The sequence below is a fragment of the Aquiflexum lacus genome (genome assembly GCF_015476655.1).
GTDB lineage: Bacteria > Bacteroidota > Bacteroidia > Cytophagales > Cyclobacteriaceae > Aquiflexum > Aquiflexum lacus.
In genome coordinates this window covers 157,858-178,684 of record NZ_JABFHF010000003.1, presented here as the reverse complement: position 1 = coordinate 178,684, position 20,827 = coordinate 157,858, and the positions used below count along the sequence as shown (strand labels likewise).

At 38.7% G+C, this 20,827-nt stretch carries 10 protein-coding genes; 5 read left to right on the top strand and 5 right to left on the bottom strand.

The features are described from left to right. Window positions 1-314 precede the first annotated feature (314 nt). Complete coding sequence (locus HMJ38_RS04390; protein ID WP_194973153.1) at window positions 315-2,756, top strand: glycoside hydrolase family 127 protein; 2,442 nt, start codon at window positions 315-317, stop codon at window positions 2,754-2,756. A gap of 245 nt (window positions 2,757-3,001) precedes the next feature. On the opposite strand, the gene HMJ38_RS04385 is transcribed toward HMJ38_RS04390, so the two are convergent. The 5 genes from HMJ38_RS04385 to HMJ38_RS04365 all read right to left on the bottom strand — a co-directional run bounded on the left by HMJ38_RS04385 (window position 3,002) and on the right by HMJ38_RS04365 (window position 16,050). Continuing rightward, entirely contained in the window at window positions 3,002-6,067 is a 3,066-nt protein-coding gene (locus tag HMJ38_RS04385) for a beta-L-arabinofuranosidase domain-containing protein (RefSeq protein ID WP_194973152.1), read from the bottom strand. Window positions 6,068-6,088: 21 nt separating this feature from the next. Beyond that, window positions 6,089-8,335, bottom strand: coding sequence for a S9 family peptidase (locus HMJ38_RS04380; protein ID WP_194973151.1), 2,247 nt, complete (start codon window positions 8,333-8,335; stop codon window positions 6,089-6,091). A gap of 82 nt (window positions 8,336-8,417) precedes the next feature. Further along, window positions 8,418-10,016 carry a RagB/SusD family nutrient uptake outer membrane protein gene (locus HMJ38_RS04375; RefSeq protein WP_194973150.1) on the bottom strand — a complete coding sequence of 533 codons (1,599 nt, stop codon included), beginning with the start codon at window positions 10,014-10,016 and terminating at the stop codon, window positions 8,418-8,420. Between the two features lie 12 nt (window positions 10,017-10,028). Then, window positions 10,029-13,049: a SusC/RagA family TonB-linked outer membrane protein gene (locus HMJ38_RS04370; protein ID WP_228779881.1), complete on the bottom strand. Its 3,021-nt coding sequence runs from the start codon at window positions 13,047-13,049 to the stop codon at window positions 10,029-10,031. Between the two features lie 256 nt (window positions 13,050-13,305). Next, complete coding sequence (locus tag HMJ38_RS04365; protein ID WP_194973148.1) at window positions 13,306-16,050, bottom strand: DUF5695 domain-containing protein; 2,745 nt, start codon at window positions 16,048-16,050, stop codon at window positions 13,306-13,308. A 217-nt stretch (window positions 16,051-16,267) separates the two neighbouring features. Here HMJ38_RS04365 and HMJ38_RS04360 point away from each other — a divergent pair, with 217 nt between their 5' ends. The 4 genes from HMJ38_RS04360 (at window position 16,268) to HMJ38_RS04345 (ending at window position 20,817) form a co-directional block, all read left to right on the top strand. Then, window positions 16,268-16,978, top strand: a complete 711-nt coding sequence (locus tag HMJ38_RS04360; protein ID WP_194973147.1) for an NUDIX hydrolase — start codon at window positions 16,268-16,270, stop codon at window positions 16,976-16,978. Window positions 16,979-17,084: 106 nt separating this feature from the next. Next, window positions 17,085-18,950, top strand: coding sequence for a sodium:solute symporter family transporter (locus HMJ38_RS04355; protein WP_194973146.1), 1,866 nt, complete (start codon window positions 17,085-17,087; stop codon window positions 18,948-18,950). A 32-nt stretch (window positions 18,951-18,982) separates the two neighbouring features. Further along, on the top strand, window positions 18,983-20,485 hold the full coding sequence (gene araA / locus HMJ38_RS04350; RefSeq protein ID WP_194973145.1) for an L-arabinose isomerase: 1,503 nt from the start codon (window positions 18,983-18,985) through the stop codon (window positions 20,483-20,485). Between the two features lie 62 nt (window positions 20,486-20,547). After that, on the top strand, window positions 20,548-20,817 hold the full coding sequence (locus HMJ38_RS04345) for a LacI family DNA-binding transcriptional regulator (RefSeq protein WP_194973144.1): 270 nt from the start codon (window positions 20,548-20,550) through the stop codon (window positions 20,815-20,817). Window positions 20,818-20,827 lie beyond the last annotated feature (10 nt).

The window sequence follows — 20,827 nt, the reverse complement described above, 5'->3', positions numbered from 1 at the left end:
TCCATCATTTAGAGCCTTCATATTCCAAAGGTACTATTCTTGATTCTAAGAATATTATTTTTAGTCAGTGCTCTTGTGAAATCAATCTCCACTAATTTTTTTACTAAGATAAATCTGTAAATATGGGATCGCTTGATACCATATTAATATATATCAGTAGTATGTTAACATGTTTTCAAATTACCTGAGAAATAGGCTATGAGCTATAATTATTTATTTAAATTAAAGTGTGATTGGTACCTTTAATTATTCAATCAATTGGATAATTATTTATTATCAAAACCTTTAAATATGGTATTAAATAAAAATAACAGATGAAGACAATCAAAACTAAAATTATTAACTTCTCTCTTTTCTTGTTATCAATAATTCTTTTGGTGTATTGTAAACCTGAAGTACAAGAAAGCCTAAAAAAACTTCCCCAACCCATTACTTTAGAGCAGGATTATCCTATCCAACCTGTTTTGTTCACAGCAGTCAAATTTGAGGATAAATTTTGGTCCAAAAGATTACAGACTTCCAAAGACGTTACTATCCCTTTTACTTTAGATCAATCAGAAAAGTCGGGGAGAATAAAGAACTTCAGGATTGCAGCCGGGCATGAAACAGGTGGATTTTGTTCTGAATATCCATTTGATGACTCTGATGTTTTTAAAATTTTAGAAGGTGCCGCCTATGTCCTGATGGTAGAAGAAGATCCTGATTTGGAAGCGCGGGTTGATTCGCTCATTGCCTTGATTGATGAGGCTCAGGAGGATGATGGATATTTATATACCAACAGAACGATTCTTAAAGATAAACCTCATGTCTGGGCAGGGACAAAAAGATGGGAACTGACCCATGACCTCAGTCATGAATTGTATAATCTCGGGCATTTAATTGAAGCGGGTGTCGCCCATTATTACGCCACAGGCAAAAGAGGTTTAATAGATATAGCCATCAAAGCTGCTGACCGTGTTTGTGAAGATTTTGGTCCAGATAAGATCGTCTCTTACCCAGGACATCAGATCATTGAATTGGCTTTGGCCAAACTTTACAGAGCCACTGGGGATGAAAAATATTTGACCACTTCCGAATTTCTTTTGGAATCCAGAAACAATGGATCTGAATATAGTCAATCCCATATTCCTGTCACCCAACAACGTGAAGGTGTGGGACATGCAGTAAGGGGAGTTTATATGTATGCCGGAATGGCTGATATAGCTGCCTTGAGAAACAATCAAGCATATATAGATGCCATCAATTCCATCTGGGAAGATGTGGTTACCAAAAAAATGTATATCACAGGTGGAATTGGCTCCACAGGTCATGGGGAGGCATTTGGGGCTCCTTATGAATTGCCAAATATGTCAGCATATTGTGAGACCTGTGCTTCTATCGGGAACGTCTATTGGAATCATAGATTGTTTATGCTTCATGGAGATGCCAAATATTATGATGTATTGGAGCGCTCCCTATACAATGGATTACTTTCTGGCGTTGGTATGAGCGGAGACCTGTTTTTTTATCCCAACCCATTGGAATCTCATGGCCAACACGAGCGGAGCCCATGGTTCGGTTGTGCATGTTGCCCTTCCAATGTTGCCCGGTTCGTCCCTTCTGTTCCAAGCTATTTTTATGCACAAAAAGATGATGAGCTGTTTATAAACTTATTTGCTTCAGGCACTGCAGAAATCAATATCCAAAACAATCCTGTCCAAATCCGCCAAGAAACTGAATACCCTTGGGAAGGAAAAATTCTTGTCGATGTTTCACCGGAAAGATCGGAAGAATTTAAAATCAAACTCAGAATACCAGGATGGTCCAGCAATGTCGTAACACCAGGTGGGCTTTATACTTTTATAGACCAATCAGATGATAAAGTCACGTTAAGTGTAAATGGTAAAGCCATTGATATCCAAATGGAAAAAGGCTTTGCCGTGATCAATCGCAAATGGAAAAAAGGAGATAAAATAGAATTGAATCTTCCTATGCCAGTCAGAAGAATTAAGTCCCATGAGAATTTAGTTACCAACAAAGATAAAATTGCCATCCAAAGAGGGCCGTTGGTATATGCTGCCGAGTGGACAGATCAGGAAGACAAAAAAGTCCTTAATTTGGTTTTAAATGAAGGGCAGCATCTGGAAGCCAAGTCCAACCCGGATCTTTTGGGTGGTATTTATACCATCCAAGGGAATGCAAAAGGCATGTCAATCAATGAAAACCAAAATCTTGTGGCCAGTGATAAGTCACTTACCCTGATCCCCTACTATGCTTGGGCTCACAGAGGCGCAGGCGAAATGTTGGTGTGGATACCAACCAAAGAAGAAAATGCAAAGCCCACAAAAAATCCAACAATAGCTTCTAAGAGTACTGTTACCGGGTCACATATCACCAAGGCAATTCAGGCAATCAATGACCAGATGGAACCTGAAAACTCAAATGACAAGTCAATCATTTTTTATCATTGGTGGCCCAAGAAAAACACAGTAGAATGGTTGCAATATGATTTTGAAAAATCAGTCACTGTCAGTGAAGCTGCTGTATATTGGTTTGATGATGGACCCTTTGGCGGGACCAGAATTCCCGCAGAATGGAGAATCCTCTACAAAGATGGAAATGAGTGGAAGCCGGTCAAAGCTAAATCCAATTATGAAATAGACACCGACAGGTTTTGCAAGGTAAATTTCGAACCGATAGAAACTACCGCTATGCGACTAGAAGTCACTTTACCAAAAGACCATGCCAGTGGAGTGATGGAATGGAAAGTCAAATAGAAAATCACCTCAAGAAAAAAAACTAGCCCGAATTTGATTTAAAAAGCCTTGCAGTAAGATACTACAAGGCTTTTTTTCATGTATATACGCAATCCATTAAAAGGATAATTCAATTTAATTCTCGCCAAGAAACTGAAATTACGGAGCATCGGACTTCCTACCTTTTTGTAGTAAAATATTGGGTTAATGGCAAAGAAGCAGATAACCATTCTTTTTTCATACACCTATAAATCTCAGTCAACTTGTTATTTTAAAGTTACATCCAGATAAACAGAATGCCTTCCATAGGTTTCATAAAAGGGTTTGAACTCAACATCATCAATTGTAAATTTCAATTCCTTTTGATTACCAACTATGGACTTTCCGATATCTTCTGCATGAAGGGTTACTTTACGCCATTCTTTTCTGGCGTCTGTTTCCTGTGCTGCAAGTAATACCGGCCCGTAAAACAAGCTGGCAATATTTGGCTGATCCATTACCGGGTCGAGGTAAAAATGAAAAGGCATTTTCAATTCAATGGTATCTCCATTTTTCCAGTTTCTGCTGAGTTTTAAATAAGATCCTGGCTTATAATCAAGTTGTTGCTCTATCCCGTTAATTTTTACAAAAAAACCTTTGGTAGCCCATCCCGGTACCCGAACATGGATATCGAAATTACCTTCACCACTCACTGTCAGCAGTGTATTATCTTCTTTGGGATAATTGGTGCTTTGCTTGAGGGTAATGCCCTTTTCCTCCCAGTTAAGTGTTGATGGAATATACAGATTGACAAACAGGGCATCGTTATCCTTACTTTTGAAATAAATGGAATTCTGGAGTTTGGTGCTACTCTCTATGGCTGTTCCATTACAGCAGGTAAAACCGGTCATTTTTGCATTTCCAAAACGTTTGATAGAACCTGGGCGGAGCGGAACATGGTAGGTATTGGCCGGACTGTCTTCGGCAACAGATGCCAGAATATGGTTGTACAACCCACGCTCATAATAATCCATATATTCCGCACGCTGATCAAATAAAAAGAGGTTACCCGTCAATTTCAGCATGTTGTAAGTAGCACAGGTTTCATTCTGCCCCCCGGTTGAGAATCCGTTTTCATAAAGGGTTGCCGGTTCACTGATAAAACATTCCGCATTGGCCGGGTTTCTGGCTCCTGCTACCCCACCTATGCTGTAGGAATAATCATTGACTGCTTTAAACCAGTAATTATCGGCTATCTTAAAATAATCTGCTCGATTTGACACCTTGTACATTTCCAAGCTGCCAACTATTTGGGGAATATGCTGATTGGCATGCAATCCTCTGAATGTGTCCACATTTTTGGCAAGCCCATGGGAATGATCAGCATCTCCAAAAAACATCTGAATATTATCAAAAAGCTGAGCTCCTTTAAGGTAATTTTGGTCTTTGGTGATATCATATAGGGAGGCCATCGTTTCATTCATTCCACCAAACTCTCCTGCAATGTAAGTATTCCACATTTTGATCAACGTCTCCTGCGGTAAGGCATTAAGTCTTGCATACACCCAATCACCCATACCGACAGCTATTTCCAAAGCTTTTTTGTTGTTGCTGACTTTATAGACATCAATCAACCCAGCTAGAATTTTGTGAAGGGTATAGTATGGGGCCCATATCTGGTTTTTTTGACCACCATACTTGGCGCCATTTTCCAGCATGATAAACTGATCAGGAGGATATGCACTGATAAATCCTTTGCCCCAATTCCAGTAATCATTTCGGATTCCCTCATCGCTTAAATCAGAGTCAAATTCAGACTTACCTGATCCCATTGGTACCTTTGTAGGATCATTCACTGAGGTTCCGGTTTCTGGATTAGGTTTCCCCGATAATTGCGATAATTCATAAAGGCTGTTAACCATGTAGTTCATTTTGTCTAAAAAATTCTGCTGCAACTCTTTATCATAAGCCGTTCCAGCATAAGCCTGCGCTATGGCCGTCAAATAATGACCTGTGGCATGTCCCCTTAATTTGGTTTCCTGACTATCCCATACTCCCAATGGTTTTGCTCCTTCGGGTTGCTGTTGATTAAAGGCATGTCGGAACATGTACAAGAAAGCATTGGGGTCCGTTTCGGCCAATGTTAAAATAAACTTATCTCTGTTTTGGACAAATTTAGTTTCCTGACTATTGACATTTGCATCTAGACTTACCTGTTGGAGATGAAAAGACTCCAATTTCAAAGCTGGTGCATAATTACTACCACTTTCTTTGACTATAACCTTGGCTTTTGGCGCTAATTTGGTTCCCGGCACCATACCTGTAATGGTATATGACCCGGATTGAATCACCTCAGCGTTGTCTATTGGTGCGGGCCAGATTACCCGGACTTTAGGGCCATCTAGTTGATTTTGGTAAACTCCCTGAACATGTGTCGGCAACCTTGGTAAATTCCCGATTTCAGTTTCCACTTCCACATCAGCCACATCCAAGAGATAGGTATTGTAAAGCTGTGCAGTGTTTTTTGAAAATAAAGGTAGATCATCTTCAGCTTTTTTGTTAGGCGAAGCATCTTCGTTGACATTTCGCCAAGCATTATAATAGATTCCTGCGATCTGTTTGGTGCTTAGGGGTACCCGGTAAAATCTTAAATCGTGCAGCATAGCATCCAAGTTATTGGCTTCTGACTGCAACGATCTTCCGAGGAAAAATTGAATATCTTTTATGTTTTCCAAGCCAAAAACTTCTGAATATTCATGATCAAATGCTATTGGTTCACCTATCTGTTTACTATCAGCAAAACAGGTCAGGGTTTTAGAAGGCACATCGTATACAACAGTAAAGTGAACCCATTTGTTGGTCGGCAGTTCAGGAGCGGAAAGTTTTTTCTCTTTACCATTTGGGGTTTGTAGGCTTAACAATAACCCTTCATTTTCCCCTGCACCGAATGGCGATACCGCAAACCGGCTCTTTTTTCCAGTTCCAAAATCAAAAAGAAATTGTTTTGACTTCTCGGATCTAAGATATACCCAAGTGGCAATACTGAGGGACTCAACATCCAAAAATGCTTCTTTGGGAATGGAAATGAATTCTCCTTTCTTCCCTGAAATTGACAATACATTTCCAAATCGCTCATCCTTGATAAATTCAGGTTTTGAACCCCGATAAATAGCATGCAGATTGTTTCTGGACCAATCTCTAAAATCTCCATCAAAAACATACCTTGCCTTCAAATCTGTTTCCCCGATTCCGTCTAGAATTTGGTCACCACTTTGGCCTCTTGCTGTCGCCATAGAGGATATAATGACCAGTGAAAGCATCAATGCTTTTACTATAAGTTTATTCATTTTCATGTTCACAGCATTTTTAATAGTTTAATTCCATGAAGGGGGATTTACACCCAATAGGTTTTTGACAAAGAAGTCTCTTCGCTTCTTCTCACCATATGCTCCACCTGAACTATGCCCCATTCCGGGCACAAAAATCATGTCGAAATCCTTCATTTCTTTAATCAATGCATCAGCAAACTGAAGAGTGGAAGCAGGATCAACATTGTCGTCCAATTCTCCAACAATCAAAAGGAGTTTCCCTTGAAGTTTTGACGCATTGGCTGTGTTAGAGCATTCTTCGTAATGTGAACCAATTGGGTATCCCATCCATTGCTCATTCCACCAGATTTTATCCATCCTATTGTCATGACAGCCACAAGATGAGACCGCTACTTTGTAAAAATCATTAAAGAAAACCAATGCCCCGGCAGAACTTTGGCCTCCAGCAGAGGTTCCGAAAATTCCCACATTGTCAATATCCATGTAAGTTCTTGTCTTTGCAGCGGCTTGCAGCCATTTTATCCTGTCGGGAAAGCCCGCATCTTTCAGATTTTTCCAGGCTATATCATGAAAAGCTTTGGACCTGTTGGATGTACCCATCCCATCTATCTGAACCACGATAAATCCGAGCTCTGCCAGTTCATTCAGCCCAGCATAGTTTGGACGGAAACCTTTGGGCACATGTGAACTATGGGGTCCTGCATAAATGTATTCAATCACAGGATATTTTTTCGAAGGGTCAAAATTTGTGGGTTTGATGATCAAGCCCCAAATATCTGTTTGGGAGTCCCTACCTTTGGCATGGAAAATCTCAGGTTCTTTCCATCCCGCAGCATAAAGCGAATTTACTTCAGCCTCTTCAATCGTAAACAAATCTTTTGGTTTGGAATCCAATGAAACTAATTTGGATACAGTAGGTAAATCCTGTCTTGAATAGGAATCGATGAAGAATTTATAATCAGGCGAAAATGTGATGGTGTGATTGGCATTTTCTTTGGTCAAGACCTGCATTCCGGATCCGTCAAAATCGACCGAACAAAGATGCAAATGATAAGGATCTTCTCCTTTGTTGAGTCCGCTCGCATAGAATATTACTTTTCGTTTTTCCTCGTCAACATGGATCACATTTCTAACCACCCAATTGCCTTTGGTGATTTGATTGATCACATTCCCTGTTTTGCCATCAATCAAGTACAGGTGCCTCCACCCATCTCTTTCCGACGACCAAATTATTTCTTTTCCATCAGCAATATCCTTACGGTAATTTTTCCCGCTGTAATCGATAAATGTTTCACTTGTCTCACTGATCAAAACTTTGGCATTAGGCTGAACCGCATTTACTTCAATTACATTGTATTTTTGATGCCCTCTTTCATTGTATTCAAAAGTAAAGGACCTGCTATCTTCTCTCCACGCGATTCGGGATATAGAAAATTGTTCAGGAATCAATGAACTTTCCACTGCATAGGAAAAATCTTTTTCCAAATCCAATAATACAGGGGTTTTGATTGGAAGAGCATCACCCGGCTTGACATAGTCTCGTTGCTGAAACAAAGGCTGAAACTGACTTTTAGGGGCCGATTCTATCAAAGTTAGTTTACGAACCTCTGCGGGTCTGACTTTTAAAGCAGCTAGTTTTTTATTATCAGGAGACCAGGTAATATCTGCAGCATAATAATGCCCTGGTACTCCATCAAAAGTGACCTGCTTTTCTATGTCACCATTTTTTATAAATATGTTATTATCTTTTATAAAAGCGCTTTTGGATTTATCAGGCGAAAATACCGGATCTCCTACCCTGTCATCTCTTCTTTGTCCCCAATATCCTCTGCCTCTGCTAGGAATTTCTTTGATTTTTTCCAAAGTACTCTCCTCAATTTTATATTGCCACTCGGCATTTTCAAGAATCAATACCAATTGATTTTTAATGGGATCAAAACTTCTGATATTCAAATCCAGATCGTATGGTTTTAATGTTTTCCCACTGATCTTTGAAACCTCTCCTGCCAGCTTTTCATGGTCGAACATTAATTTTTTATTACCTGACTTTGCTTCAAATATCCAATATTCTTTTCCTTGAGGTGTTTGCTTAGAATAATGAAAAAAAGTACCATCATCAGTCCATGTGAAGGAGTTGGGAGCATTATAAACTTTTTGGGATTCTGTTTTTACCTTTTCTGCCCTTTGATAATCCTCTAAAGTACCCTGAGCGAAAGAATCGCTGTAATTAAGAGTTAGTGCAAAAATATTAAAACAGAAAATTAAAATTCTCAATTTGACCTGTATTTTCATTTTGTTCGATTTTTAGTTTGAATAAAAAAAGGATACCCGGCAATTCCAATTACCGGGTATCTTTTTTATTTAAACTGATTATTTAATAACCAGGATTCTGATTTAAATTAGGATTAGCTTCGATAGCCGATTGGGGTATTGGGAATATCGTCCTATGGTCACCATTAGGTCTATGGCTAAGCCAGGATTTTCTGGTGTATACACCAAATCTAATCATATCCTGCCTTCTATGGAATTCAGCAGCAAATTCATAACCTAATTCATCAAAGAATCTACCAAAAGGTATGTCTGCTCCTCCTTCTAAATTTGTAATGACACCACTTTCGTAGTTTCCATACTGATACCTACTCCCTGAAGTCAGATCTGCTGCGGTCACTACCGCATCTTCAGCATTTTCAAATGCCCTCGACCTTACCTCAGTCACAATCTGCGCTGCTTGGGCACTATTTCCGGTTCTCAAAAGACATTCTGCTTTGATCATCAATGCATCGGCATATCTAAACAGTGGAACATCATTACTCAAAGGTCCAACAGTACCCAAGGCAATTTCATATTTACCGACTCTAAAACCTTCATACTCCCTAGTTCCATCCACACTTCCCATGAAATTTGTATAATTCAATTGAGTGTCCCGAAGAGTTGGGTCCATTGAATTATAAATAGGTTGGCCATTTGACGTAAACTGAGGCCCTCTTATCCAAATGTTATACCTGTCATCTCCATCTTCATAGGTATCAATAAATTGTGGAATTGCTCCGCTGCCTCCCCAAGGTGCTGAACCAAGATTATATGTTGCAGAACTAGCGGGATGTAAGGTTTTCCAGTGATAATGGAACCAGCCTGCTCTTGTGGTATCAAATATTACCGAAAATATCTGTTCTCTGGAACCCTGATTCTCAGTAATAAAATTATTATGGTAATTGGATTCCAATTGATACAAACCTGAATTGATAATGTCATCAACCTGAACAATGGCTTCCTGATATTTTGATTGACCAATATATACCTCAGCATTAAGGTATATTTTTGCAAGAATCATTTTAGCGGCCCATTTATTCATTTTTCCATAAACTTTGGTTTCAGGAATAATCGGCATTACCTCCAAAAGTTCTCTTTCAATGAAATCAAAGACCTGTCTCCTTGTCGATTGTGTTGGCAAAGCACCAACATTAAGCAAGTCTGCTTCTGTCACTATGGGTACATTTCCAAAAGCATCCAACAGAAAGTAATAATATAAGGCTCTCAAAGCCCTCAATTCACTTACCAGGACTTCTATTTCAGGGCCTTCAAGTCTTGAATAATTAAGAAGTCCATTATTCAGAACATTAAGTGCACCATAGACCCTATTCCAAAGACCATTTGGTTGAGACTGAAATGCATTCCATGTATGCATGTGAAGGTTTCTGTAAGTACCACCATCCACCCATCCGTTGGGTCTTGCTGGAGTTACAATGGCATCAGAACTTTCCTCGGTAAGATCAAAATATCCATGCCAGCCATAAAGCACATCCGTTAACCTTGTATAAACCGGAGCTGTCAAAGCATTAAGAGTCTGGGTATCACTTCCCAAATCATCTTCTATCAGTACGTTATAAGGTCTCTCTGATAAATCTGTGCAAGAGACTATCATCAGTGCCATTACACCAATGATGTATTTGAATTTTTTTAATGAATTTTTCATATTGACTTTCATTTAAAATCTAAGATCTGTTCCTATTGTGAAAATCCTTAGTGTGGGAAATTTGTCACGACCGTCATTTCCTGGAGCTAATCCAGCTCTTGGTACTTCAGGATCAAGTCCTTGATAATTGGTAAATGTAAATAAGTTGGAACCTGCAACGTAAACCCTGGCACTGGTGAAGAACCTTGATGTTTCTGTTGGAATATTATACCCAACTGATACGTTATCAATTTTCAAGAAATCCCCATTTTCTATGTAATGACTGACATAGGACTGAGGGCTTCTCAAAATCTGTCCATCAATAGGATCGAAGGAGGAGTTTAATCTGTTGTAAACAATATTGGGATTTTCATAGAACATCCTTTGGAAGTTCAGAATCTGGTACTTAAATGCACCCCTCATGGTGACATTGATGTCAAATTTATCAATCCTGATATAATTGTTGAAATTCAGGAAATATTTGGGCATACCGTTTCCTAAAATTTGTCTATCATCCGGGTTGGCATCCAAAATGGATTTGATTTCTCCGTCTTGTCCCTCTATCAACCAAGTTCCATTTCTCGCAGGATCAGAAGGATCATTTACAACGCCAACACTTTTAAATCCAAAGAATGAACCGATTGGCTGACCTTCTTCCACTTTGTGTGTGCTTAATTGAATTGGATCACCTGTTCCTCCTGTAAAGAAGAAATCATTTCTTAATTGAAATTCCTCACTGGACAAACGAGTCAATTCATTTGTATTGACGCTGAAATTGACATTGGCTCTCCATTCAATTTTTTCCTTTTTGATCAGATCAGAGTTGAATGCTACTTCCATTCCTGAATTTCGCATGGCGGCAGCATTTGCCAAGGTAGTGCCAACCAAATTTGGTGGTACAGGTACTGGATAACTATAAACTAAATTCTGTAAGGTCCTGTCATAATAATCAATTGAACCGCTAAGCTTATTTTTCCAAAGATTGAAATCCAAACCAATGTTATATTCAATATTGGTTTCCCATCCCAAATTTGGATTTGGATTTGCAACTGGATTCAAAACGCTTACCCAATTCTGGCCATCAAAATAAAACTGCGTTGGACTATAGGCATACCTGGTCAAAGATTGGTAGGGTCCAGTAGAAACAGATCCAGTTTCTCCATATCCGACTCTAATCTTCAAGAAATCCACTACCGATGAGCTTTTCAGGAAGCCTTCATTACTGATAGTCCAACCTGCTGAGACAGCTGGGAATAATCCCCATTTTTGATTTGTTCCGAATCTTGAAGAACCTTCATATCTCAAACTACCGAGAATATTATATTTGTCCTTGAAGCCATATCCTGCTCTCGCAAAAAATCCTATCAGTTTCCAGTCTGAAAAAGATGAGTTTGCAAATGTCCCTACCAAACCTTGTCTTAAAGCAGTACCCTGTTGGATGTTTCTGAAAGAAAATACATCAGATGGAAAACCGAAATTACTGGTTGCCATGCCCGTATTGACCCAATCAATATAACTGTATCCAACCATCCCATGAACCCTGTGGTCACCTATGATTTTCTGATAATCAGCAGTCAGATCAAGGAAATTTTCAACTGTTAGGGAGTTACTCACATTGGCAACCCCATTTCTGTTATCTCTAATCGTTGAGATGTGGTTTCTTGTCTGATAACTACCAAAATCATTTGTGGACCGGTGTTGAGAGCCTACTACTTTCAACTCAAGTTCAGGAACAGGGAAATAAGAAGCCGAACCTGTCAACCATAACCAATCATTTACATTTTTATAATCCTGCTCATTGATCAATGCCAATGGGTTCTCATATTGGAACTGTTCGGGTCTTTCCTGATAGCGGCCATCATCATTGAAAACCCTGTCTGTTGGGTTTCGGATAAGTGCCTGACGATATGCCCATCCTCCAAATCTAGCGTCAATGTTCTGGATACCTTTCAAAACATTCATGTTTACCTTAACCTTATTGTTTGCGAAAAACTGTGTAAGGTCCATTCTAAATTTAAATTCCTCATTCGCAGATCCATAAAATGCACCTAACTCATTCTGATAACTCATATTGGCCACATACTTGGTCTGCTCCGTGCCGCCTCTTAAAGAAACATTGTGAAAGTGATTAAACGGAACATCTCTTGTTATTTCCCCTAGCCAATCAGTGTCACCTCCCAAATCGTTGGAAGGATCTATCAAACCTTGATCTATAAAGCCTCTCATATCAGTCGCTGACATAAAATCAGCAGTTCTCACGAAATTACTCGTGGACATAAAATTTGAGTATTCAACAGTAGGCTTACCTGATTTACCTTGTTTAGTAGTGATTAAGATGACACCGTTTTTTCCTCTGGCTCCATAAATTGCTGATGCAGAAGCATCTTTTAATACTTCGACAGATTCAATATCCATAGGAGAAATCACATTTAAGCTTCCCGGATATCCATCAATCAAAACTAAAGGTGCTGATGACCCAAATACGGATGTAATACCTCTAAGGGATATCTCAGGTCCAGCCGACGGATCCCCAGTTGGCGTACTGATAGCAAGCCCTGCAACTTTACCTCGCAGCAGTTCCCCCGCATTTCTTACAGCTCCGGTGATGAATTCCTCAGGTTTGACCTGTGCTACCGCTGAGGTGATGTCTCCTTTTCTCATGGTTCCATATCCCACTACTACCACTTCTTGCATTGCAGTGAGGTCAAGTTCCATTTTTAAATTGAGGACAGAAGAATTTGTCACAGCAACCTCTTGCGTTTTGAATCCGATAAAACTAAAAACCAGAATTGCACCTTCATCGGGTGTAGTAATGGAGTATGCACCATCAATATCCGTGGCGGTTCCTCTTGTAGTGCCTTTAAGAAGAACACTCACACCTGGCATTGGTAAACCATCATCAGAAGAAGTAATCACTCCCCTGATTGTTCTATCAAAATCCCGATCAGATAATTTGCTAAAGGAGGAGTTTGAACCAGATTCATTTGGACCTGAACTTGACGCCCATACTGAAATGGTCGGTCCGGCCCCTACTAGCCCTACTATTACTAGCATGCTGACAAATTTTGTAAAATGTTTCATAAGCATTTCGGTTAAATGATGTAGTTAATTGAGTTACATTCATAATTCTAAATCACGAAATGATTTTTTTATAGAAAATGAATATTATAAATGTACTAAAAACACTTATGCGGAAATTATACAGAAATGATAAATACTAATACTATATTGACTAGATTAAAAAGGTTTAATATTAAAAAAATAAAAAGCTACAAAATGTAGCTCTTTGGTTTTTTAATAAGTGTAAAAATCACTTTTCAAGTATCAACTTTAATCTTTCACTCTTTAGCTCAATTACATAAGATCCATTCTCTACCGGATATTGGATATCAGGCTTATATACCTTTCCGACCTTGTCATTTTGTTTCAGATAAACCTTATCTTTAAAGGTGGATTTTGGAGAAAAAATCAATTCTATTTCTTTGGATTTCTGATTGTAGCGTACGCTTTCAAAATTTCCGGCATCCAATTCCAATAGAATTTTTTCTGGCCCTATCCATACGGCAGACCTTGATGCGTTTTTTATTTCTAAATTGATCCAGTCCTTTTCCTCTTTCACATTTCCTCCAAATCCCAACCAACCAAAATCTTCATGTAATACAAGATAACTTCGTGAGTTTACAGCATATCCAAAAAATCCTGAACCATAATCCCCAGAGTAGCCATCTATTTTTAAGGTATTTGGAAATGAATGAAATGCTGCAGGTCCAAAACCATTTTGGGTAATATTAGAAATCCCCCCTAATACACCGCCATAACCTACTCTTAACAAATAAAGATCTTCAGGATTTTTGTGATAAGCACTCAAAACAGGAATGGAATTCAAAGCAGATCCATAATGGTGTAATTGCCTTTCAATTCTTCGTAATTTGCCTCCGTACACAAAATCCCAATATCTTCTTGCACTCCCATTATAGCCCCAATGCGGAACTGTTGGCATATAAGCCAAAATTGCATTGAGGGTAACTTCAGATTTTTCATCAAATCCAAAATAATCTGACCACATATATACTTCTTCTTGACCGGTAGAATCCCAGGGCATTTCACTGCCAAAAGGATAAGCAAGCGCTGCCCAAATATCAGCTCTCTTCCTCATTAAGTCCTCTAATTCTTGAGCCATATTAACCATACCCTCTCTTTGTAGATCTTTTAAAATCATTAAGAAAATTGTACCTTCCATTTGACCGTATTGTGCATAATGGGGTGCCTGTTCCACCATCGCTTTAGCAGTATGAAATGCATTTTCCAAATACCATTCCCATGATTCTTGATCGACAAGATTTTTATGAAACCTTGACAACCTGTACATTACCCAATGCGCTGCGGCAACGTGTGGGTAATTATAAGATCTACCTGTTGATTCAGCCTGTTCTTGATCCCAGGCTGCCCAAGTTCCGTAGTTGATATCTTTACTGTAAGTACCTTCGGGAAATTTCTCTGGTTCATAATAAAACATGCTTTTTCTTACGCCATATTTTTTTGGACCTTCGCTATACTGAATACCTCCCCAAAGTGTCTCAAAATAAAATTTGGATAGCTTTTCCATCTCTCCTTTATTTGGCTGAATTACCTGCTTCATCATCGCTGCAAGCCAAGAACCGGCTCCCGCTTCATCACTTAGTCCGGGAATCCAAGCCCTGCTATCTTCCAATACTTTGGCATTTTCCTCAATATCATAGGATATCACCGAGTTATGCCTACCGAATAAATCCTGATCGTTTTCATACCATTGTTCGGTAGTCAAGAATCTCCCAAAATCAGCGATTACCTCTTTCTCAGGTTTGATGACATTATAATGTATGGTTTGCTTTTCCCCATTTTCATATTCAATGGTAATCCTACTTCTTCCCCATGATTTCCCATTGACCTGAAATTCTGTCCACATCCCAGATTTGCTCTTACCTATTCTCTTAATCTCAATAGCATTCTCGGGCTCAATGGTCATTTCTTTGATTTCACTTGGGGAGTTCAAAAATAATTTACCGACAATATCCATAGGCATGACATAACCGGGTATACCAACAGCTACGGGCCTTTCGTGCTCGGACAAGGTTTTTTCTATTTCCTTAACATTTTCAGCCAAAACAAATTTAAAAGATACTGATCGCTTTGCCCCAGGTTCAAGATACGTTGATGTCGGGCTATTCCATGGAGATACATTTTCCCATTCTGTTTCAGCTAGTGCTTTGCTGTGAACAACCCAATCATGAAATCCTTCAAATGTGATACTTCTTGGAGTCAAATCATCCAAAAGTGGATTATAGGCTTCAAATCCCGCATTTTCATTTGGCAACACCAATAACACAGGTCCTTTACCACTCAACCTAACAACCTGAAGATAGCCTGCATCTTTACCCATATAAGGATCGTAAAAAACTTTTTGAAGATGCGCTTCTTCCAGGTTTTTTCGGTGAAGTATATTATCAAAAACCATAGGGAATCCTAAATAACCAATTTCCACAGCCGAAGGGCTATTATTGATGATTTCAAATCTCATTAAAAGCAGGCCATCCTTTTCCTCCCAATACCTCCTAATTTCAATAGGAAAATCTTCTCCTAAAGTGGGATTTAGGATAGATCCTAAAAGATATTCCTTTGATGGTCCTAAAGGACTGACAGATTTGCGCTCTTTGGCAGATGAAAATCTTATCCAATCCTTGTCATTTTTCTTTCGCAGCATTATGTTTACATCACCCAAATGATATAGACTATCTCGATTTCTGATTTCCAGCAATTCAGAGGGTACAAAATCAAATGCTAAGTCGATATTAGGCCGTAATTCACCTACGGTCTGTGATTCATTTACAATCTTCAAATTTAGACCACCAACACTGAACTCAGTTTGATTTTCCACATTCAATGTCTGATTTCTATTCTCAATTCTTGTCCAAATATTTTGACCTAATGATTGGCAAACAAAAATCACTATTAGTAAAACTGCAAGAACTACTGTCCTTTGCATTGACTTAAGAGATAGGTCTGATTTGAATTTCATAAATATTAAATTTAAATATAAAAAGATTACTATTGTCTGGCAATTACAAACGTACAATAAACACTTAAAATAAAACTGTGTCTGATTAACCGATACTGATACTATATTGATTAAGATGTATGATTTCCTTATTCTTTTTACTATAATTAAGTGTTTTATTTATTATATCGGTAGATTATTTTAAAATTCTTAATTTTACGATTCTAAATTCAGAAACATGAAATACTCAAATCAGGCTAGGGTTTTGGTAGCAGTAGATAGCATTATTTTTGGCTTCGATGGATCAGATTACAAATTATTGTTAATACAGAGAGGCTTTGCTCCCGAGAAGGAAAAATGGAGCCTTATGGGCGGTTTTGTGCAGATGAATGAATCAGTAGATGAAGCTGCCAACCGCATCCTCAAACAATTGACAGGATTAGAGGATGTATATTTGGAACAGTTACATGTCTTCGGGAAGCCTGATAGAGACCCTATAGAGCGAGTCGTGGCTATTGCCTATGTGGCATTGATAGACATTCAAAAATACCAGCAACAGATCAATGATGATTTCCATGCCAGATGGTTTTTAATTAAGGATTTACCCAAACTCATTTTTGACCATGAGGAAATGGTAAAAACTGCTTTGGAAAGGTTGCGCTACAAAGCAGCATTTCATCCGATCCTTTTTGAGCTCCTTCCTGAAAAATTCACCCTTCCACAGCTTCAGGCAATGTATGAAGGTTTATATGATACTAAAATTGATAAGAGAAATTTCAGTAGAAAAATCCTGTCCACTAATCTACTCAAAAAAGAAAAAGAGAAAGACAAGTCAAGTAGCAAAAAAGGTGCTTTTTTCTACAGCTTAGATGAAGAATTTTATAAAGAAAATGTACAAAGCATATTGAATTTCATTCCTAAAAATGAAATTCAAATGCTCAATGAGTAATTTATTACTCATATATTTTTTTTTTAAAATTAAATGGTGTACTTATGACACTTATATTTAATATACTTATTCTTCCTTTATACCTATCAATCTAAAAATCCGGAGCATGAATTCAGGTTTTTCTACTTTAGACTATACAGTTTTTGTTTTTTATGGCCTAACCATTGTAACCATTGGACTATATGTGTCAAGAACAAAAAAAGGAGTTCAAAAAACGGCACAGGAGTATTTTTTGGCTGATAAATCTTTGACATGGTGGGCTGTAGGTGCTTCTCTCATCGCAGCAAATATCTCAGCCGAACATTTTATTGGTACTTCTGGATCCGGTTTTGCAATTGGCTTGGGAATAGCTGCCTATGAATGGATAGCAGCGATAGCACTGATTATTGTTGCCAAATATTTTCTACCGGTTTTTCTTGACAAAGGTATCTATACCATGCCTCAATTCCTCAGTCAAAGATTCAATCGAAGCGTGAGCACTGCATTTGCGGTTTTTTGGTTGCTTGTTTATGTATTTGTGAATTTAACTTCAGTAAGCTATTTAGGTGCTTTGGCCATGGAAAAAATTATGGGGGTCCCTTTAGCATATGGAATTATAGGACTTTTGATTTTTTCTGGCATCTATTCGATCTATGGTGGATTGGAAGCCGTAGCTTGGACAGATGTGGTACAAGTCATCGTATTGATTGGAGGCGGATTGTTGACAACATTTCTGGCACTTGATGCTGTGGGTGATGGAAATGGAATATTTGCTGGTATTTCAACCATCTTCAAAAGCGGAAGAGATCATTTTTCAATGATCATCCCACAAGGTCAATTAATGGTACCTGATGGAGAAGGCGGGCTTAAGGACGCATATCAGGATTTGCCCGGAGTAGCTGTGATACTTGGTGCCATGTGGCTAACCAATATTGGTTATTGGGGTTTTAACCAATATATTATCCAAAAAGGTCTTGCAGCTAAAAGCATCAAAGAAGCAAAAAAAGGACTCATTTTCGCTGGATATCTCAAAATTCTCATTCCGTTGTTGGTGGTGATTCCTGGGATCGCAGCACATGTCTTGATCAATGATTTCAGCCCTGAAAAGCTTTCCCTCATGCTCAATGTACCTGTGGATCAAATAGGCACTATAGATAAATCGGATGAGGCTTATCCTTGGTTGCTCAAAAACTTCGTCCCTGCTGGAGTAAGGGGCTTGGCATTTGCGGCACTTGCTGCTGCAATTGTTTCTTCTCTGGCTTCAATGATCAACAGTACCTCAACCATTTTCACAATGGACATCTATAGAACCTACTTTAATCCAAATGCCAACAACAAACAACTGGTAAATACAGGAAGAATAGTTGCAATTGTAGCTTTATTGATTGCCATGTTCATAGCTCCCAAATTGAGCACTTTAGATCAGGTTTTTCAATATATACAAGAATACACAGGATATATTTATCCTGGCGTGGTTGCTGTCTTTTGTATGGGATTGTTCTGGAGACAGATTACTGCTAATGCAGCGTTATGGACGGCAATAGCTACCATACCAGCAGGCATCGTTTTTAAATTGCTTTACCCCGAGATGCCTTTCATACTTAGGATGGGCTACGTATTTATTGTCCTATGCTTCTTGGCTTCATTGATAAGTTTTTCAGAGAAAAAAACGGGAATCAATCCAAATTATGGAAAAAATCAGGGTATCTTGACCCTTGGCTATGTTTTTATGATTTTTGGGCTAATCCTGGCTGCTTTGGGCTTACTTTTGTTTGAGCCTTATCAGTATTTGGGGATCGAATCCATTTTCATGCTTTCCACTTTGTTTATGATGCTGGGAATAATACTCTTTACCAATACAAGAATGAAAACATCTGATGAAAAAGCATTTGAGATCAATCCTGAACTCTTCAATACTGCTACACCTTTCAACCTTGGGGCTGCAGGAATTGTATTGATTGTAGGTACGCTCTATTATTTTTTCTGGATGTAATTTGAATATATAATAACCGAAAATAACCTGAAATGAATAGTTTGAAACAAAACGAGGTGTGGTTTGTCACTGGTAGCCAACATCTTTATGGAGAAGAAACACTCAGACAAGTAGCTGAACATTCACGCATTATTTCAAAAGCTCTTAATGACTCTAACGAAATCAGTGTAAGTATAATTTTTAAACCTATAGTCAAATCTACTGAAGAAATCTACGCTGTATGTCAAGAGGCTAACCAATCAGATGCCTGTATTGGCATAATTACTTGGATGCACACTTTTTCTCCTGCAAAAATGTGGATTTCAGGTTTAAAAATTTTAAGCAAGCCCCTACTCCATTTGCATACCCAATTCAATAGGGATATCCCTTGGAATTCCATCGATATGGATTTTATGAATCTCAATCAAAGTGCACATGGGGACAGAGAATTCGGTTTCTTGGTTTCAAGAATGAAAATCAACCGTAAAGTAGTGGTTGGATATTGGGAAGATGAAAAAGTGAAGTCTCAAATTGATACATGGTCAAGGTCTGCTTCTGCGTGGAAGGATTGGCAAGGAGCAAAATTTGCCAGATTTGGCGATAATATGCGAAATGTAGCTGTCACAGAAGGTGATAAGGTGGAAGCAGAAATGAAATTTGGTTTTTCTGTAAACACCCATCCTGTTGGCGACTTGGTTCAGGTAATTAATTCAATTTCGGAAAGTGAAATCGATCTCCTAGTTTCTGAATATGAAAACACCTATACACTTTCCGAAAATCTGCTTAAAAACGGAGATAGAAGAAGCTCCCTATTGGATGCTGCCAAAATCGAATTGGGTATGCGGAAATTTCTAAGCGAAGGAGGTTTCAAGGGATTCACAAATACTTTTGAAGACTTGCATGGCATGAAACAATTACCGGGAATCGGTACCCAAAGGCTAATGGCTGATGGATATGGTTATGCAGGTGAAGGAGATTGGAAAACTGCTGCTTTGGTAAGAGCGATGAAAGTAATGGGGACAGGTCTCGAAGGAGGTAGTGCCTTTATGGAGGATTATACGTATCATTTTGAGCCAGACAACAATTTGGTTTTGGGAGCACACATGTTGGAAGTTGATCCAGTATTGGCCAAGGATAAACCAAGATGTGAAGTACATCCTTTAGGAATTGGCGGAAAGGAGGATCCAGTGAGGTTAGTATTTAATGGTAAGTCGGGAACATCACTCAATGCCTCACTTGTGGATATGGGTAACAGATTCAGGTTGGTGGTGAATGCGGTCGAAGCCATAGAGCCTCAGTATGACCTTCCAAAACTTCCTGTCGCCAGGGTCATGTGGAAACCCTTACCCGATATGAATACAGCTTGTGCTGCCTGGATTTATGCAGGAGGAGCTCACCATACCTGTTTCAGTCAAAATTTGACTCAGGAGCATTTGTCCGATTTTGCCTCCATTGCAGGAATTGAAAATCTAATCATAGATAAGAAGACCGAATTAAGGCAGTTTCAGAATGAGTTGAAATGGAATGAAATTTATTACAAAGTATTCGATAAATAATTGGTAGGAAAAGGAGCTTAATCAGCTCCTTTCTTATTTCAAAAACCATATTCGGAAAACTAATGAAACAAGAACATGTAACCCTAAAAGATATAGCAAAAAAGCTAAATCTCTCTCCTTCTACAGTCTCAAGGGCGCTCAGTGACCTCCCGTCGATCAAAGAAGAAACCAAAAAAAGGGTTATGCTGGCTGCAAAAGAAATGGATTACCATCCAAACCTTTTTGCAAAGTATCTTAAAACCAAATCTTCCAAAACCATCGGTGTCGTGGTGCCTGATCTTGAACTGCACTTTTTTTCTTCTTGCATCAGCGGAATGCAGAAGACTTTTTAAGAGAGTGGTT

Excerpts from the sequence above, each read along its gene's own strand:
- HMJ38_RS04390 (WP_194973153.1), top strand. The coding sequence starts at position 315 with ATGAAGACAATCAAAACTAAAATTATTAACTTCTCTCTTTTCTTGTTA.
- HMJ38_RS04385 (WP_194973152.1), bottom strand. The coding sequence starts at position 6,067 with ATGAAAATGAATAAACTTATAGTAAAAGCATTGATGCTTTCACTGGTC.
- HMJ38_RS04380 (WP_194973151.1), bottom strand. The coding sequence starts at position 8,335 with ATGAAAATACAGGTCAAATTGAGAATTTTAATTTTCTGTTTTAATATT.
- HMJ38_RS04375 (WP_194973150.1), bottom strand. The coding sequence starts at position 10,016 with ATGAAAAATTCATTAAAAAAATTCAAATACATCATTGGTGTAATGGCA.
- HMJ38_RS04370 (WP_228779881.1), bottom strand. The coding sequence starts at position 13,049 with ATGCTAGTAATAGTAGGGCTAGTAGGGGCCGGACCGACCATTTCAGTA.
- HMJ38_RS04365 (WP_194973148.1), bottom strand. The coding sequence starts at position 16,050 with ATGAAATTCAAATCAGACCTATCTCTTAAGTCAATGCAAAGGACAGTA.
- HMJ38_RS04360 (WP_194973147.1), top strand. The coding sequence starts at position 16,268 with ATGAAATACTCAAATCAGGCTAGGGTTTTGGTAGCAGTAGATAGCATT.
- HMJ38_RS04355 (WP_194973146.1), top strand. The coding sequence starts at position 17,085 with ATGAATTCAGGTTTTTCTACTTTAGACTATACAGTTTTTGTTTTTTAT.
- araA (WP_194973145.1), top strand. The coding sequence starts at position 18,983 with ATGAATAGTTTGAAACAAAACGAGGTGTGGTTTGTCACTGGTAGCCAA.
- HMJ38_RS04345 (WP_194973144.1), top strand. The coding sequence starts at position 20,548 with ATGAAACAAGAACATGTAACCCTAAAAGATATAGCAAAAAAGCTAAAT.